The sequence below is a fragment of the Streptosporangium oxazolinicum genome, from assembly GCF_039537505.1.
GTDB lineage: Bacteria > Actinomycetota > Actinomycetes > Streptosporangiales > Streptosporangiaceae > Streptosporangium > Streptosporangium oxazolinicum.
Map to the genome: position 1 here is coordinate 181,659 of NZ_BAABAQ010000017.1, position 12,633 is coordinate 194,291.

The following is a 12,633-nucleotide window of genomic DNA, read 5'->3' on the forward strand; positions in this document are numbered from 1 at the left end:
CTCGGGCGTCATGGACGGCCGGTCGGGGGCACACCGGACCCCGGTGAACCAGCGTTACGCGGACGAGCTCGACGAGGATCCGGCGGGGCTCGTCGCGACTCTCGAATCTCTCGGCGTCGCGGTGCACCGGCCGGTCGATGTGGACGCGGCGACGGTCGAGGTGGTCACGTCGGCCTGGTCGGCCTCGGTGGTGCTCCCGCTCGACGTCCGGGACAACACCTTGATCGCCGGTGACGAGATCGTCGAGACACCGCCGATGACTCGCTCACGGTATTTTGCCACCCAGTTGCTCAAACCGGTCTTCGCCAAATATTTCCGGCGCGGCGCCCGGGGGACCGTCGGCATGGTCCTCTGTTTCACGCTCGACACGGTCCGCGATGGAGGGCCGCCACCGCGCCCCGACGGCACCCGTGACACGGAAACCCAGGGCGATCCGTTGCGCGAGCACATCTCCAGCGGTTTGCCCATCGGGTGGGAGGCCGTCGAGTCGTGCCTCGGTGAGACGGACACCTCACTGTCCGACATCCGTTATCTGTGCTGTGTCGGTTCGACGGGATTCATCACCCCGGGCTTTTCCGCGCTACCGATCAGGGAAGTCGGCATCAGCAGGCACTGCTCCCGTCTCGACGTCGTCGGCATGGGGCTCGTCGACCAGATCAGCGACGACCTCTCCGAGGCCGTCCAGACGGCGGCGATCCTGCGGGGCCGCCTCTCCGGGCGCGAGGTCACCATCCGGCGTCGGCTCCTGCCGGAGGCGGCCGGCGCGGAGTACGAGGAGGCCCTCGGCGCCCACCTCGCCGCGTACGACCGCGAGCTGCGGCGTCTGCAGGCGTCCGGCACCTCGGGAACGGCCCGGCACGGAGGACCGGGATCATGAGCCGCACCCTCTCGCGGGACTTCGAGACCCGCAGGGACGCATGGCTCGCCACCGCGCCGTCCTTCGGCGGGCGCCTCACCGGGCACCTCGGCGACGACACGGCCACGCTGGCCGGACATCTGTCGCGGCAGGAGGACCTGCTCGCCGAGCTCCCGGCGAAACCGGAGCGCGACGCCGCCCAGCGGCGCTCGGCCGACACCCTGCTCGGCGCGGGGCGGACGGCCCGGCTCTGCTTCCTCACCCGGCACGCCGAGGCCGTCTACGATCTGCTGACCGACGGGCGCACCCGACGGCCACGCCTTTCCGAACTCGTCTACACGGCGGCCGTCCGCTTTCCCGGCCTCGTCCCCACCCGGGCGCGAATGGCCGTCGAGGAATCGCGCATCCAGGCGCACAAGGACGGCCTGGAGATCGACCAGGGACTCTTCTGCGGGGCCGTGCTGCACTCCCCCACGGCCGGACGTCATCTGATCGACACCATGGCCCTGCCCACCCCGCGCGCCCTGGAACTGCTGGACGGATTCCGCGCGACCGGACGGGTCGAGCTGGCCTCGGTGCTCCTGGAGCGCCGGGGTCCCGCGGCGTACGTGGAGTTCCGCAACGCGCAGCACCTCAACGCCGAGGACAACCGGCTCATCGGTGATCTGGAGACGGCGGTCGACCTCGCCCTGCTCGACGACCGGGTACGGGTCGGTGTGCTCCGTGGCGGCGAGGTCGACCATCCCAGGTACCGAGGGCGGCGGGTGTTCAGCGCGGGTATCAACCTCAAGGCGCTCCGTAACGGGGAGATCTCGTTCATCGACTTCCTGCTGGGCCGTGAGCTGGGTTACATCAGCAAGATGTTGCGCGGGCTGCTGCCGGAGCCGACGGAGGTGACCTGGCCGGACCCCAGGCGGCAGAAGCCGTGGATCGGCGCGGTGGACACCTTCGCGATCGGCGGCGGCATGCAGCTGCTGCTCGTCCTGGACCGGGTGCTCCTGGAGTCGGGGGCCTTTCTCAGTCTTCCCGCGGCCGAGGAGGGCATCGTCCCCGGGCTCGGTAACCTGCGGCTGCGCAGGCTGACCGGGGCCAGGATGGCCCGTCAGATCATTCTGGGCGGTCGCAGGATCACCGGTGACGATCCCGAGGTCCGCCTGCTGTGCGACGAGGTGGTGCCCGCGGCTCTCATGGACGCGGCGATCGAGGCCTCCGTGGCGGAACTCGCGGCACCGGCCGTGGTGGCGAACCGCCGCATGCTGGGCCTCTCCGAGGAGCCGGTCGACCTCTATCGCGAGTATCTGGCCGAGTTCGCCGTGATCCAGGCGACCAGGACCCACAGCGAGGACGTGCTGGCCAAGATGGAGCGGCGCTGGCGGCGCACGCTGTCCCGAAGGTGACGAAGGACTGACCCAGGTCGATTCACTCACCCTGCACGACTCTCTGACGGATGACGCTGGAGCACCGTCGGCGGCTCCTGCGGCTCGCCGAGGAGGAGGACCCCCTGCTTCTGGAGGACAACGTCTACGCGTTCACGGCACCGGCCTGGGCTGAGCCCTGCCTGGTCCGGGGGCCGGGTGCCGCGCTCCGGAGACGTCCCCCGCTCCGCGTGATCCGAACGCCTTTCGGGGCAGGGAGCGGCCATGCGCGGAAGAACGGACTCCCATTACTGGGGTGTGGTGCTCGACGCACCCGACGCACAGGAACTCGCGCGGTTCTACGCGCGTCTTCTCGACTGGAAGCTCACCAAGGACGAGCCCGGCTGGGCCACGGTCTCACCGGCCGAGGGGGTCACGTATCTGGGTTTCCAGACCTCCCCTGACTACGTACGCCCGGTCTGGCCGTCCGCCGACGGCTCGCAGCAGATGATGATGCACCTCGACCTGGAGGTCGGCGACCTCTACCGCGCGGTCGACCACGCGGTCGAGATGGGCGCGACCCTCGCCGACCACCAGCCGCAGGAGGACGTCCGGGTGCTCCTCGATCCCGCCGGGCACCCCTTCTGCCTCTACGTGGACGAGTGACGAATCTCCGCGTGGACGGGTGACAAAGACGCGTAAGGAATACACGGCGTGATTGTGGAGTGTGGAAGTCAGGCTTTCTGCTGATTGACGGATCCGCGCCCGCTATTCCGGTCGTACGGTGCCGATCTCGGCCTCCTCGGCGGGGGCCGTGGGGTCGGCCGGAATGGCGCACCACACCGTACGGCCCACCACCCCGAAGTCGCGGACGCCCCAGTTTCCGGCCGAGAGTTCGTCGACGATGAACAGCCCTCGCCCGTCCTCCGCGTCCGGGGCGGGATCGTCGCACAGGTGTGGTTTGCTGGACGCGGAACCGGGGTCGGTGACCTCCACATATACGAAGTCGTTGACCACTTTCAGGACGACCATGACCAGGTCTCCCACCGGGCCGGGAGCGGAGTGTTCGACGGCGTTCGTGGTGATTTCGGAGACGGCCAGCCGTACCTGCTCGTAGGCGGGGTGCTGGATACCGAGAAGATCCCGCACCATCGCGCGTGCGCTCGAAACTGATTCGGGTTCTCTCCGCAGGAAGATCTCCCCCAGCTTTCTGGCCGGTTGCATGGTGAATGCCCTTTCGCCCAACCCGCAGGTTCGTCTTCCGGGCTTCCTCGCCTCATTAACCGACTCCAGGCGACCACCCGCTGAGTATTCCAAGAATCGCAAACAACCACTACTGTCGGTAGTGACTCCGAACGCACGGTCACTACACGGATATGTGGAGCCGTGTGTGTATTCACGAGAGGACAGAAATGACCATCCCCCCGGGCATTAGCTCCACCGTCTCCCCAAAGAAGTATTTCGCCGCAGAATTCCGCAGACGCCGCAAAGAGGCAGGTCTCAGCCAAAAGGAGCTGGCCGACCGCATCGGCTGGTCGGTCAGCCTGGTGAGCATGGTGGAGCTCACCCACCGTAAGGCCCCCCGCGAGATGACCCAGCAGATCGACAAGGTCCTCAAGCTCGACGGCGCCCTGACGAACCTGTGGGACCTCATCAGCCACGTGGGCAGCCAGCTGCCCGACTGGTTCAGGCCCTGGATCGAGATCGAGCGCGAGGCCGAGACCCTGCGGGCCTGGCATCCTCTCATCGTTCCCGGCCTGCTCCAGACCCGCGCCTACGCCGAGGCGATCCTGCGGGGCGAGCCCCGCATCACCCCCGAGCAGCTGGAGGAGTACGTCACGGCCCGGATGGAGCGCCAGGCCATCCTCGACCGGGCGAACCGTCCCATGCTCTGGGCGGTTTTCGACGAGGGCGTCCTGCTCCGTCCCGTCGGCGCGGACGGCGTGATGGCGGCCCAGCTCACCCACCTCGCCGAGATGGGCGAGCGCCCCGACGTCGCGATCCAGATCCTCCCCCTCGACGCCCGCGCGACGACCGGCCTCGGCGGAGGCTTCGTCATCGCGCACGCGCGCAGGGGCGTGGTGAACGCGGCCTACCTCGATTCGGCCGGTGCAGGTCAGGTAACCGATCGCCCCGACGACGTCGCCGCCCTAGCATTGCGGTACGAGGCGATCCGCGTCGAGGCGCTGTCCCAGCGCGACTCACTGAAGCTGATCAAGGAGACGATCAAGAGATGGACCTGAACCGGGAACTGGCAGAGGCGACGTGGGTCAAGTCCACCCGCTCGTCGAGCAACGGCGGCGAGTGCGTCGAGGTCGCCGGGCTCTCCGGCGGACGCCGCGCCGTCCGCGACAGCAAGGACACCACCGGCCCCGCGCTGGTCTTCACCGCCACCGAGTGGACCACCTTCATCCACGGCGTCAAGACCGGCACGTTCGGCTGACCACTTCGAGCCGTCAGGGCCGGGTCCCACTCCCACCGGCGCGGGGCCCGGTCACGACCTGATCGCCTACCTTGCCAACGCGATTCCACGGATTCAGCGCCAATGAACGTTGGCAAGGGAGAATTCCCCCACTCCGCCGAGGTCGCGCGTGAGATCGCGCTCGGTCCACGGACCGTCGGCCGTCGTCGTCGCGCGTGGAGATGATGTCGGCGGACACCCGGGCCTCCGTCATCCGAGTTCGTCGCGCTCGCGGAACGTCAGGTGGCAGACAAGCGCGCTCACCGCGAGTACCGGCACCCCTGTCAGGATCGGCGCGGTCAATCCCCAGCCGACCGCGATGAACCCACCGGCGAGAGCTCCGAGAGGCGCCGCACCCATCACAATGGTCATCGACGCGCTGCTGATCCGGCCAAGCAGCTCGGGTGGGGTGAGCCGCTGGCGAAGCGTCCGGGCCGCGACCGCCCACACCCCGAACGCACCGCTCGTCATCACCAACCCGGCGGCCGCGACAGAGGCCGATGTGGTGAGCCCGAGCATCAGTTGTCCTGCCGCGGCACACATGAGGCAGCTCGTCAGAACCGCCGTGGATCCGATCGAACGCGTGAGACGTGCGGCGAGGTACCCGCCTGCCAGACCTCCCACGGCGCCCACACCCAACAGTCCGCCGTAGGCCCACGCGGGCAGTCCGAGGATCTGATCGACGTAGAGCACGAAAATGGGGAACCAGACGCTGTCCATCAACGCGAACAGCGCACCCAGCACAACAAGGGTGCGCAAACGCCGATGACGCGCCAACCACCGCAGACCCGCACGCGTGTCAGCCGCTATCTGTCTCTTGGAGGTGAAGGACGACGCGGCCTTGTGCGCGAACACGTTCGGCAGGCTGAACACCAGGGCCGCCGCCAACGCCAGCGCGCTGCCGTTGACCGCGAAGGGAAGCACCAAGGCGACACCGAACAGGTACCCGCCGAGCGGTGGCCCCACCAACTCGTTACCCGCGACCTCGGCGTTGACCAAGCCACCGTTGGCCCGATCAAGGTCCGCGTCACTGACCAGGGGAGGAAGGAGGGTGGCCGTCGCCGTGTCGCGCAGGGTCTCTCCGACACCGCACGCGAACGCCACCGCGTACACCAGGGCGACACCGGCGACGCCGGAAGCGAGCGCGACCACCAGGACGAGTAGCAGCAGCACCCGTGCCACATCGACGAGAACCGTCAGACGACGTTGGTCGTAACGATCGACGATGGCTCCCGCGAACAACCCGAATATCAGCCACGGGCTCTGTCCGGCGACGGCCACACCGGCCACCACGACCGGGTCCGAGCTCATGACAGCCGCCAACAACGGCAAGGCCGCCATCCGAATCCCGTCGCCGAGATTGGACAACGCCGTCGCCAGCCACAAACGGTGGTACGCCGGACCCAAAGACGTCGCAGCCATGATCACCTCCGGCCCGCGATTCTTTCACCGAAAGCCGACGAGGGTTGTATTCCACACAAAAAGATTGTCATTCACGGTGACCGGGGCAGGGCATCGACCGCCTTGCCGGGGTCGCCGAGCGAATCCGGAAAGGCGTTGGCCGCCGCCCGAACCGTCACCGGCGGCGACAGCAGCCGACTTCGAAAGGATCGCCGACAGGTCGGCGCCGTCGCCTCGGCCGCGAAGCGGCACGCCTGAGCGGGCGCGGTCAATGATTCTTGCCGTTCCCCCGGCCGTTGACGGGCTGCGTCGGCCCGTGTTTCCCGCTCTTGTCCTTGGTCTTGTGCTTGCTGGAGTCGGGGTGGGCCCCCTTCGCGGGGGGTCCGGACGTACCGGGCCCGGCGGCCGCTCTGGGGGCGACATCGGCCCGCCCGCCGTGGCGAGAAGCGGAGGTGGAGCGCTGCTCGTCGATCACCTGCCGCGTCTCGGGAGTGCGGGTGGGCTGTGACACCGGGACGGAAGCGGCCCCCGAGGGAGCGACCCGCTCCGGCGTGCCGGACCCGCCACCTCGCCATTCGGTGGCGACGATGACGGTGACGGTGACGAGAACGCCGACGGTCAGGGCCGCGACACCCACGGACAGATGCCGGAGCCCGATGTTCCGCCGACGCGCCGGAGCCGGAGTGGGCCCTGCCTCCCCCGTGGAAGGCCGGTCGGCGCCCGCGTGAAGGTGCTGACCGGTGGAATAGCGCCCGGCGGAATTCCGGTCGGCTTCGTAGGGCCGGGTGAGGTTCCGGCCGGTGGCCGGGGGCGCGACGCGGGTGGCGAGGAAAAGCGCCACGGTGCCGCCCGTGCCCCGCTCCCCCAGCGCGGCCACCCGCACCAGCTGCTCCCTGGCCCGGACGGCGTCGGTGCGCCGGGCGGGATCCTTGTCGAGCAGACCGGCGATGACGGGGGCCAGGGGCCCGGCGTACCGGAACGGTTCGGGGTCGGCCGTCAGCACGGCGGCGAGGGTGGCCAGCGCGGTGCCGCGACCGAACGCGGAGCGGCCCTCCACGGCGGCGTACAGGGTGGCCCCGAAGGACCACAGGTCGCTCTCGGCGCTCGACGCGACACCACCGGCGCGCTCGGGGGCGATGTAGGCGGGCGTGCCCACCACCATTCCCGTACTGGTGAGGGACACGTCCTCGTCGACGGCGGTGGCGAGCCCGAAGTCGGTCAGGATCGCGTGCCCGTCGCCGGTGAGCAGGATGTTGGCGGGTTTGACGTCGCGGTGCATCACTCCGGCCGCGTGGGCGGCCTCCAGCGCCGACAGCACCTCCAGCCCGACGCGCGCGAGGACGGGCGCGGGCAGCGGCCCCTCCTCGGCGACCACCTCGGCGAGGTTGCGTGAGCGTACGAGCTGCATCACGATCCACAGGCGGTCGTCGGCCCGCAGCACGTCGTACACGGCGGCGATGTTGGGATGGTTCAGCCGCGCGGCGAGACGCGCCTCGCGCATGGTGCGTTCCAGCAGGACCTCGCGCTCCGGCCCGGTCAGGTGGTCGGGGATCGTGACCTCCTTGACCGCGACCTCACGGTGAAGGATCTCGTCACGGGCGCGCCACACCGTCGCCATGCCGCCCCGGCCCAGCCCGGCCATCAGGCGGTACCGCCCGGCCAGCGACCACCCTTCGTACCGCGAAGAAGACATGGGGCATGCCTACCCGATGATTGATCCCACATGTCGCCGGTATCTCCGCATCCGATGCCCACCGGTTACCGGATCACCCTCCGGAGACACCCGCCGCCACCGGCCGTCACATCGCTCTCGTCATCCCGTGCCCGTCACCCGCCCCATGATCGGCCTGGCCGTCATCCCGTGTTCGTCATGCCGTTCTCCCAGGCCCAGGCCACGATCTCGACCCGGTTGCGCAGGCCGAGCTTGGCCATGATGCCCGACACGTACCCTTTGACCGTACTCAGCGAGATGAACAGCTGGTCGGCGATCTCCTGGTTGGTGCGTCCCCTGCCGATCGCCCGGACGATCTCGGTCTCCCGCGCGGTCAGGGGGTGTGCGGGCACGCGGGCCCCGGTCCGGGCTCCGCGCTCGGTGAGGTGGCGCAGCAGTCGCAGCGTGATGGACGGTGAGATGAGCGCGTCCCCCGTGTACGCGGCCCGTACCGCCTCGACCAGCAGGCGGGGCCCGGCGTCCTTCAGCACGAATCCGGCCGCGCCGCAGCGCAGCGCGCCGTAGACGTACTCGTCCAGGTCGAAGGTGGTGACCATCACCACCCTGGGCGGGGCGTCGGCCAGCGCGCGGGCGACCTCGATCCCGTCGAGGCGGGGCATCTGGATGTCCACCAGGCACACGTCCGGGCGCGTCCTGCGGGCCTGCTCGATCGCCTCGACACCGTCGCCCGCCTCGGCGACCACGGTGATGTCGGGCTGGTCCTCCAGAATGATCCGCAGACTGGCCCGGATCATCGCCTGGTCGTCGGCCAGCAGCACCCGGATGGTCATCGGTGGTCGCCGGTGGAGGCGGTGGGGATGGTGGCGCGGACGGACCAGCCAGGGCCTGGAGGAGGGCCGGGGCGCGGGCCGGTGACCAGGGTGCCGCCGAGGGCCTCGACGCGTTCGCGCATTCCGATGAGGCCGTACCCGGCGCGACGGTAGCGGCGGGCGGGCACGCGCGGGGCGTCGTCCTCGACCTCGACCGTGACGGTCTCCCCGTGCTGGGTGACGCGGACGGTGACCTCGCGGGCCTGCGGGGCGTGCCGGGAGACATTGGTCAGCGCCTCCCGGACGACCCGGTACACGGTGCTGCTCACCTGGGGCGGCCAGCCGGACGGGTCGGCGTCCAGCCGCAGGCGCGCCCGGCGGCCGTGGCTCCCGAAGCCCTCGATCAGCTCGCCGAGCCGTTCGTGGCCCTCGGCGGCGGGAGCGGCGTCGCGCAGGAGGCCGACCGCGCGCCGGGTGGCGGCGAGGGCCTCCGAACCCGCGGCCTCGATGTCGGCGAGGGATCCGGCCTTCCTCTCCGGATGCCGGGCGGTGACGAGCCGGGCGGCCTGGGCCTGGAGCACGATGCTGGTGACGTGGTGGGCGACGACGTCGTGCAGCTCCCTGGCCAGCTCAAGACGTTCGGCACGCCGTACCCGATCGGCGACGGCACGGTGGCGGGCGGCGAGCAGCCGGAGGCCGACCCCGATCGTCAGGGCGACGAGCCAGAGCAGACCGCTCACCACCGGCACGGCCGAGCCGGGATTGACGAGAAAAGCGCCCGCCACCACGGCCACTCCCCCGGCGGCCACCGCGCAGGCCGTGCGGACGGGCAGCGTCCTGACCGAGGAGCCGACGAGCACCGCCACCCCCAGGGACGCGGCGGGGCTGGGTTCGGCGGGCAGGTGGACGAGGCGGGTGACGAGGACGGCGAGCGCGGCCACGGCCAGACCGGCGACGGCGGTCCACAGCGGGCTTCGGCGGCGCACCAGGGCGATCGCGCACACCAGGGCGGCGACCGTCGCGCCGAACGGCCAGTGCCCGGCACCCCAGCTGTCGGCGATTTGGTACGCCTGGAAGGCCACGGCCACCGCGAACCCGGCGCCGAGTCCGGCGTCGGCCGCCACCTTGAGCCGATGGGGAACAGCCACGACGCCCAGGTTAGGGGAGGTGCCCCACCGGTCCGTACCGGCCGAAAGTACGGTCTCTTCCCTGCTTTCCGCCGATGTGGGAGCGGGTGCGGGTCCGCAGGATGAGGTCCCATGCCACATGAGACGCTCCCCCCGGCGCCGGAGTCCACCGGACCGGGGCACCCCACGACTTTCTCCGGGCGGCCACGTGTCGCCGCGCTCGACGTGCTGCGCGGGTTCGCCCTGTGCGGGATCCTGCTGGCCAACGTCAAGCCGATCGCCCACATGCTCCACAGCGCACAGGCCACCCAGGCCGTGGTGGCGGCGGGTGAGGGCGACGGCTGGCTGGGGGTGGGGCTCTTCGTCGACCAGCGCTTCTTCCCGATCTTCTCCCTGCTGTTCGGCGTCGGTTTCTCGCTGCTGCTGGACTCCGCCACGGAGCGCGCCCCCCGCCCGAGGGTGCTCCTGCTGCGGCGGCTCCTGGTGCTGCTCGCCGTGGGCCTGGCGCACATGTTCCTGCTGTGGCGGGGCGACATCCTCACCATCTACGCCGTCGTCGGCCTGGTGGTGCTGCTGCCCTCGACCTGGCTGCCGCGCTGGGCCGTCGCCGCGCTCGCCGCCGTCCTCGTCGCGCTGCCGCTGGTCCTCGACAGCAACGGTGTTCCCCTGGTGCCCGGACTGTTCCTGCTGGGTTCGGCGCTGACCCGCTACGGGGTGATCGGCCGGATGGAGCGCTCCGTCCGCGTCCCGGCCCTGCTGGGCCTGCTCTTCGCGGCGGGGGCGGTGCCCGCCGTGTGGCTGCAGGTCGGGACGCGGGTCGGCGACCCGTACTTCAACTCCTGGTTCGGCCTCGCCGGGCTGCTGATGGCGGGCGTCTACGTGTGCGCCCTGCTGCTCCTGCTCGGAACGCCGCTTCGGCCGGTGCTACAGCGGGTCTTCGCACCGCTGGGCCGGATGGCGCTGACCAACTACCTGTCCGCCACGTTCCTCGTCCTGCTGGCCGCCCGCCTCGTCGGCAGCGCGCCGGACGGCTGGTCCGACGCGACGGTGCTCCTGATCGCGGGAGCCATCCTCCTCCCCCAGTGGCTGGTGTCCACGCTCTGGCTGCGCCGCCACCGTCAGGGCCCGCTGGAATGGCTCTGGCGCTGGGCCACCTGGGCCCACCGCCCATCCCTGCGCCGTACCCCCTGACCGTCGGCACCTCGTCGAGGGTCCGGCCGGTCTCAGGCGGCGGGCAGCCGGTTGACGGGGTGGTCGCCGGTGGCCCAGAGGTACTGGACGGCGTAGGCGCGCCAGGGTCGCCAGGCGGCGGCGTGGCGGGTGAGCGCGGCCGGGGTGAGGGGAAGGCCGAGCCTGCGGGCGGCGGCGCGTACGCCGAGGTCGGCGGGGATGAACGCGTCGGGGTCGCCGAGGGCGCGCATCGCGATGGTCTCGACGGTCCAGGGCCCGATTCCGGGAAGCGCCGAGAGCCGGGCGCGCGCTCGACGCCGGTCGCCCCCGGCCCCGAGGTCGATCGCGTCGTCCGCCAGGGCGGCGATCAGGCCGGTGAGCGTCGCGCGGCGCGTCCGGGGAAGGGCCAGCTTCGCCGGATCCAGCGAGGCCAGCGCCCCCGGGGTGGGGAAGAGATGGGTGAGGCCCCCTTCGGGGTCCGTGATCGGCTCGCCGTGGGCGACGACCAGCCGGGCGGCATGGGTGCGGGCGGCGGCGGTGGACACCTGCTGCCCGAGCACCGCGCGTACCGCCAGCTCGAACGCGTCGACGGTGCGGGGCACCCGGCGGCCGGGGTGCTCGTCCACGAGGGGCGCGAGCACCGGGTCGGCGCGCAGGAGGTCTCCGATGACGACGGGGTCGGCGTCGAGGTCGAGCAGGTGGCGGCACCGGCTGATCGCGACGGGAAGGTCACGGCGGTCGCCGAGCGTCAGACGGCAGCCCACGTGGTCGGGCATCGGCCACAGGGTGACGACGCCGTGGCCGTGCGGCAGGCGCAACGTGCGGCGGTACGCGCCGTCGCGCCACTCCTCCACCCCGGGCACGGCGGTCGCGGCGAGATGCCCGAACAGATTGCCCGGACACAGCGGAGCCAGGAACGGCAACCGCAACGACACCGGCCCATCAGGGGTCACTGTCCCGTCAGGGGTCACCGGTCCGTCAGGGGTCACCGGCTCTTCGCGGAACGACGCCGGGGCGAGGAGAACGCGGTCCTCACAGCCGGGTCCCGTCCGAGCGGCGCGATCCTCACAGCCGGGCCCCGCCTGAGCTGCGCGTCTCCTCGGGCGAGAGTTCTCGTCATGCATACCCGCAGTGTCCAGGACTCTCGACGAGTCCGGCGCCGTCGCCACGGGCATGATCGCCGTTTCTGACTTTCCTACAGACAAAATTGACAAATATCAGTAATCTTCTCTTTACATCCGGCATTCGATGTCTTGTCGGTTTAGCGACGGTATGTCTATTCGATCATGGAGTCGCAACGATGAAGGGGATGGCGCCTCCCGCTCAAGCCGCGCCTCGTTCCCCTCGGACTCGCCGTGGACTCACCGTGTCGGCCATGGCATCGGCGGTGGTCGGCGGGGCCGCCGGTCACCGCACCCCGGACGTCCCATTGACGATCTCCACGTGGAGGACTGGTGCGAACATTCCCATCGATCGACGGCCGAGGGTCGTGGTCGCGTGTGCTGGTCGCCGCGATGGTCGCGGTGGCCGTCGCGCTCACCATGGCGGTGGTGGGCGCGGTGCCGGCCTCGGCTGCGCCGACGACGTCCGCGAACGCCGACACCCAGCCCCCGTCGGTGCCGGGTGGCCCTCGGGTGAGCAACCTGACGTGCAACTCGGTGACGTTTTCGTGGAACGCCTCGACGGACAACGTGGGGGTGGCCTTCTATGACGTCTACCACGACGGCCAGCAGATGAAGACGGTGAGCGGCACCACGCTGTCCACCAGCCTCACCGTGGTCG

General features: G+C 70.6%; 12 protein-coding genes and 1 pseudogene. 7 read left to right on the top strand and 6 right to left on the bottom strand.

Features of this window, described 5'->3' with window-relative positions:
* Positions 1-43: 43 nt before the first annotated feature.
* The 3 genes from ABD817_RS35160 (at position 44) to ABD817_RS35170 (ending at position 2,877) form a co-directional block, all read left to right on the top strand.
* Positions 44-877, top strand: a complete 834-nt coding sequence (locus ABD817_RS35160; protein ID WP_344922743.1) for a hypothetical protein — start codon at positions 44-46, stop codon at positions 875-877.
* The gene (gene dpgC / locus ABD817_RS35165) at positions 874-2,253 is read left to right on the top strand and encodes a (3,5-dihydroxyphenyl)acetyl-CoA 1,2-dioxygenase DpgC (protein WP_344922744.1); all 1,380 of its coding nucleotides are present in this window, start codon (positions 874-876) and stop codon (positions 2,251-2,253) included. The genes ABD817_RS35160 and dpgC overlap by 4 nt, the downstream gene beginning before the upstream one ends.
* 243 nt (positions 2,254-2,496) lie before the next feature.
* On the top strand, positions 2,497-2,877 hold the full coding sequence (locus tag ABD817_RS35170; protein ID WP_344922745.1) for a VOC family protein: 381 nt from the start codon (positions 2,497-2,499) through the stop codon (positions 2,875-2,877).
* A gap of 102 nt (positions 2,878-2,979) precedes the next feature.
* Here ABD817_RS35170 and ABD817_RS35175 read toward each other — a convergent pair whose 3' ends face one another.
* Positions 2,980-3,435, bottom strand: a complete 456-nt coding sequence (locus tag ABD817_RS35175) for an ATP-binding protein (RefSeq protein ID WP_344922746.1) — start codon at positions 3,433-3,435, stop codon at positions 2,980-2,982.
* A gap of 188 nt (positions 3,436-3,623) precedes the next feature.
* Here ABD817_RS35175 and ABD817_RS35180 point away from each other — a divergent pair, with 188 nt between their 5' ends.
* Positions 3,624-4,454, top strand: coding sequence for a helix-turn-helix domain-containing protein (locus ABD817_RS35180; protein WP_344922747.1), 831 nt, complete (start codon positions 3,624-3,626; stop codon positions 4,452-4,454).
* Positions 4,445-4,654, top strand: a complete 210-nt coding sequence (locus tag ABD817_RS35185) for a DUF397 domain-containing protein (RefSeq protein WP_344922748.1) — start codon at positions 4,445-4,447, stop codon at positions 4,652-4,654. Before ABD817_RS35180 ends, ABD817_RS35185 begins: the two co-directional genes overlap by 10 nt.
* Positions 4,655-4,882: 228 nt before the next feature.
* On the opposite strand, the gene ABD817_RS35190 is transcribed toward ABD817_RS35185, so the two are convergent.
* The 4 genes from ABD817_RS35190 to ABD817_RS35205 all read right to left on the bottom strand — a co-directional run bounded on the left by ABD817_RS35190 (position 4,883) and on the right by ABD817_RS35205 (position 9,702).
* Complete coding sequence (locus ABD817_RS35190; RefSeq protein ID WP_344922749.1) at positions 4,883-6,094, bottom strand: MFS transporter; 1,212 nt, start codon at positions 6,092-6,094, stop codon at positions 4,883-4,885.
* A gap of 247 nt (positions 6,095-6,341) precedes the next feature.
* Positions 6,342-7,766 (bottom strand): serine/threonine-protein kinase, encoded by a 1,425-nt coding sequence (locus ABD817_RS35195; RefSeq protein ID WP_344922750.1) that lies wholly within the window; start codon positions 7,764-7,766, stop codon positions 6,342-6,344.
* A 161-nt stretch (positions 7,767-7,927) separates the two neighbouring features.
* Positions 7,928-8,575: a response regulator gene (locus ABD817_RS35200; RefSeq protein WP_344922751.1), complete on the bottom strand. Its 648-nt coding sequence runs from the start codon at positions 8,573-8,575 to the stop codon at positions 7,928-7,930.
* Positions 8,572-9,702 (bottom strand): sensor histidine kinase, encoded by a 1,131-nt coding sequence (locus tag ABD817_RS35205; protein ID WP_344922752.1) that lies wholly within the window; start codon positions 9,700-9,702, stop codon positions 8,572-8,574. Before ABD817_RS35205 ends, ABD817_RS35200 begins: the two co-directional genes overlap by 4 nt.
* 111 nt (positions 9,703-9,813) lie before the next feature.
* Here ABD817_RS35205 and ABD817_RS35210 point away from each other — a divergent pair, with 111 nt between their 5' ends.
* Positions 9,814-10,872 carry a DUF418 domain-containing protein gene (locus ABD817_RS35210; RefSeq protein ID WP_344922753.1) on the top strand — a complete coding sequence of 353 codons (1,059 nt, stop codon included), beginning with the start codon at positions 9,814-9,816 and terminating at the stop codon, positions 10,870-10,872.
* A gap of 32 nt (positions 10,873-10,904) precedes the next feature.
* On the opposite strand, the gene ABD817_RS35215 is transcribed toward ABD817_RS35210, so the two are convergent.
* Positions 10,905-11,786: a DNA-3-methyladenine glycosylase family protein gene (locus ABD817_RS35215; protein ID WP_344922754.1), complete on the bottom strand. Its 882-nt coding sequence runs from the start codon at positions 11,784-11,786 to the stop codon at positions 10,905-10,907.
* A 519-nt stretch (positions 11,787-12,305) separates the two neighbouring features.
* Between ABD817_RS35215 and ABD817_RS35220 the strand changes: the two are divergent.
* A pseudogene (locus tag ABD817_RS35220) lies at positions 12,306-12,633 on the top strand (hypothetical protein); the annotation flags it as partial.

Bases quoted from the DNA above. Each gene is read 5' to 3' on its own strand.
- ABD817_RS35175 (WP_344922746.1), bottom strand. From the start codon at position 3,435: ATGCAACCGGCCAGAAAGCTGGGGGAGATCTTCCTGCGGAGAGAACCC.
- ABD817_RS35190 (WP_344922749.1), bottom strand. From the start codon at position 6,094: ATGGCTGCGACGTCTTTGGGTCCGGCGTACCACCGTTTGTGGCTGGCG.
- ABD817_RS35185 (WP_344922748.1), top strand. From the start codon at position 4,445: ATGGACCTGAACCGGGAACTGGCAGAGGCGACGTGGGTCAAGTCCACC.
- ABD817_RS35180 (WP_344922747.1), top strand. From the start codon at position 3,624: ATGACCATCCCCCCGGGCATTAGCTCCACCGTCTCCCCAAAGAAGTAT.
- dpgC (WP_344922744.1), top strand. From the start codon at position 874: ATGAGCCGCACCCTCTCGCGGGACTTCGAGACCCGCAGGGACGCATGG.
- ABD817_RS35200 (WP_344922751.1), bottom strand. From the start codon at position 8,575: ATGACCATCCGGGTGCTGCTGGCCGACGACCAGGCGATGATCCGGGCC.
- ABD817_RS35195 (WP_344922750.1), bottom strand. From the start codon at position 7,766: ATGTCTTCTTCGCGGTACGAAGGGTGGTCGCTGGCCGGGCGGTACCGC.
- ABD817_RS35210 (WP_344922753.1), top strand. From the start codon at position 9,814: ATGCCACATGAGACGCTCCCCCCGGCGCCGGAGTCCACCGGACCGGGG.
- ABD817_RS35170 (WP_344922745.1), top strand. From the start codon at position 2,497: ATGCGCGGAAGAACGGACTCCCATTACTGGGGTGTGGTGCTCGACGCA.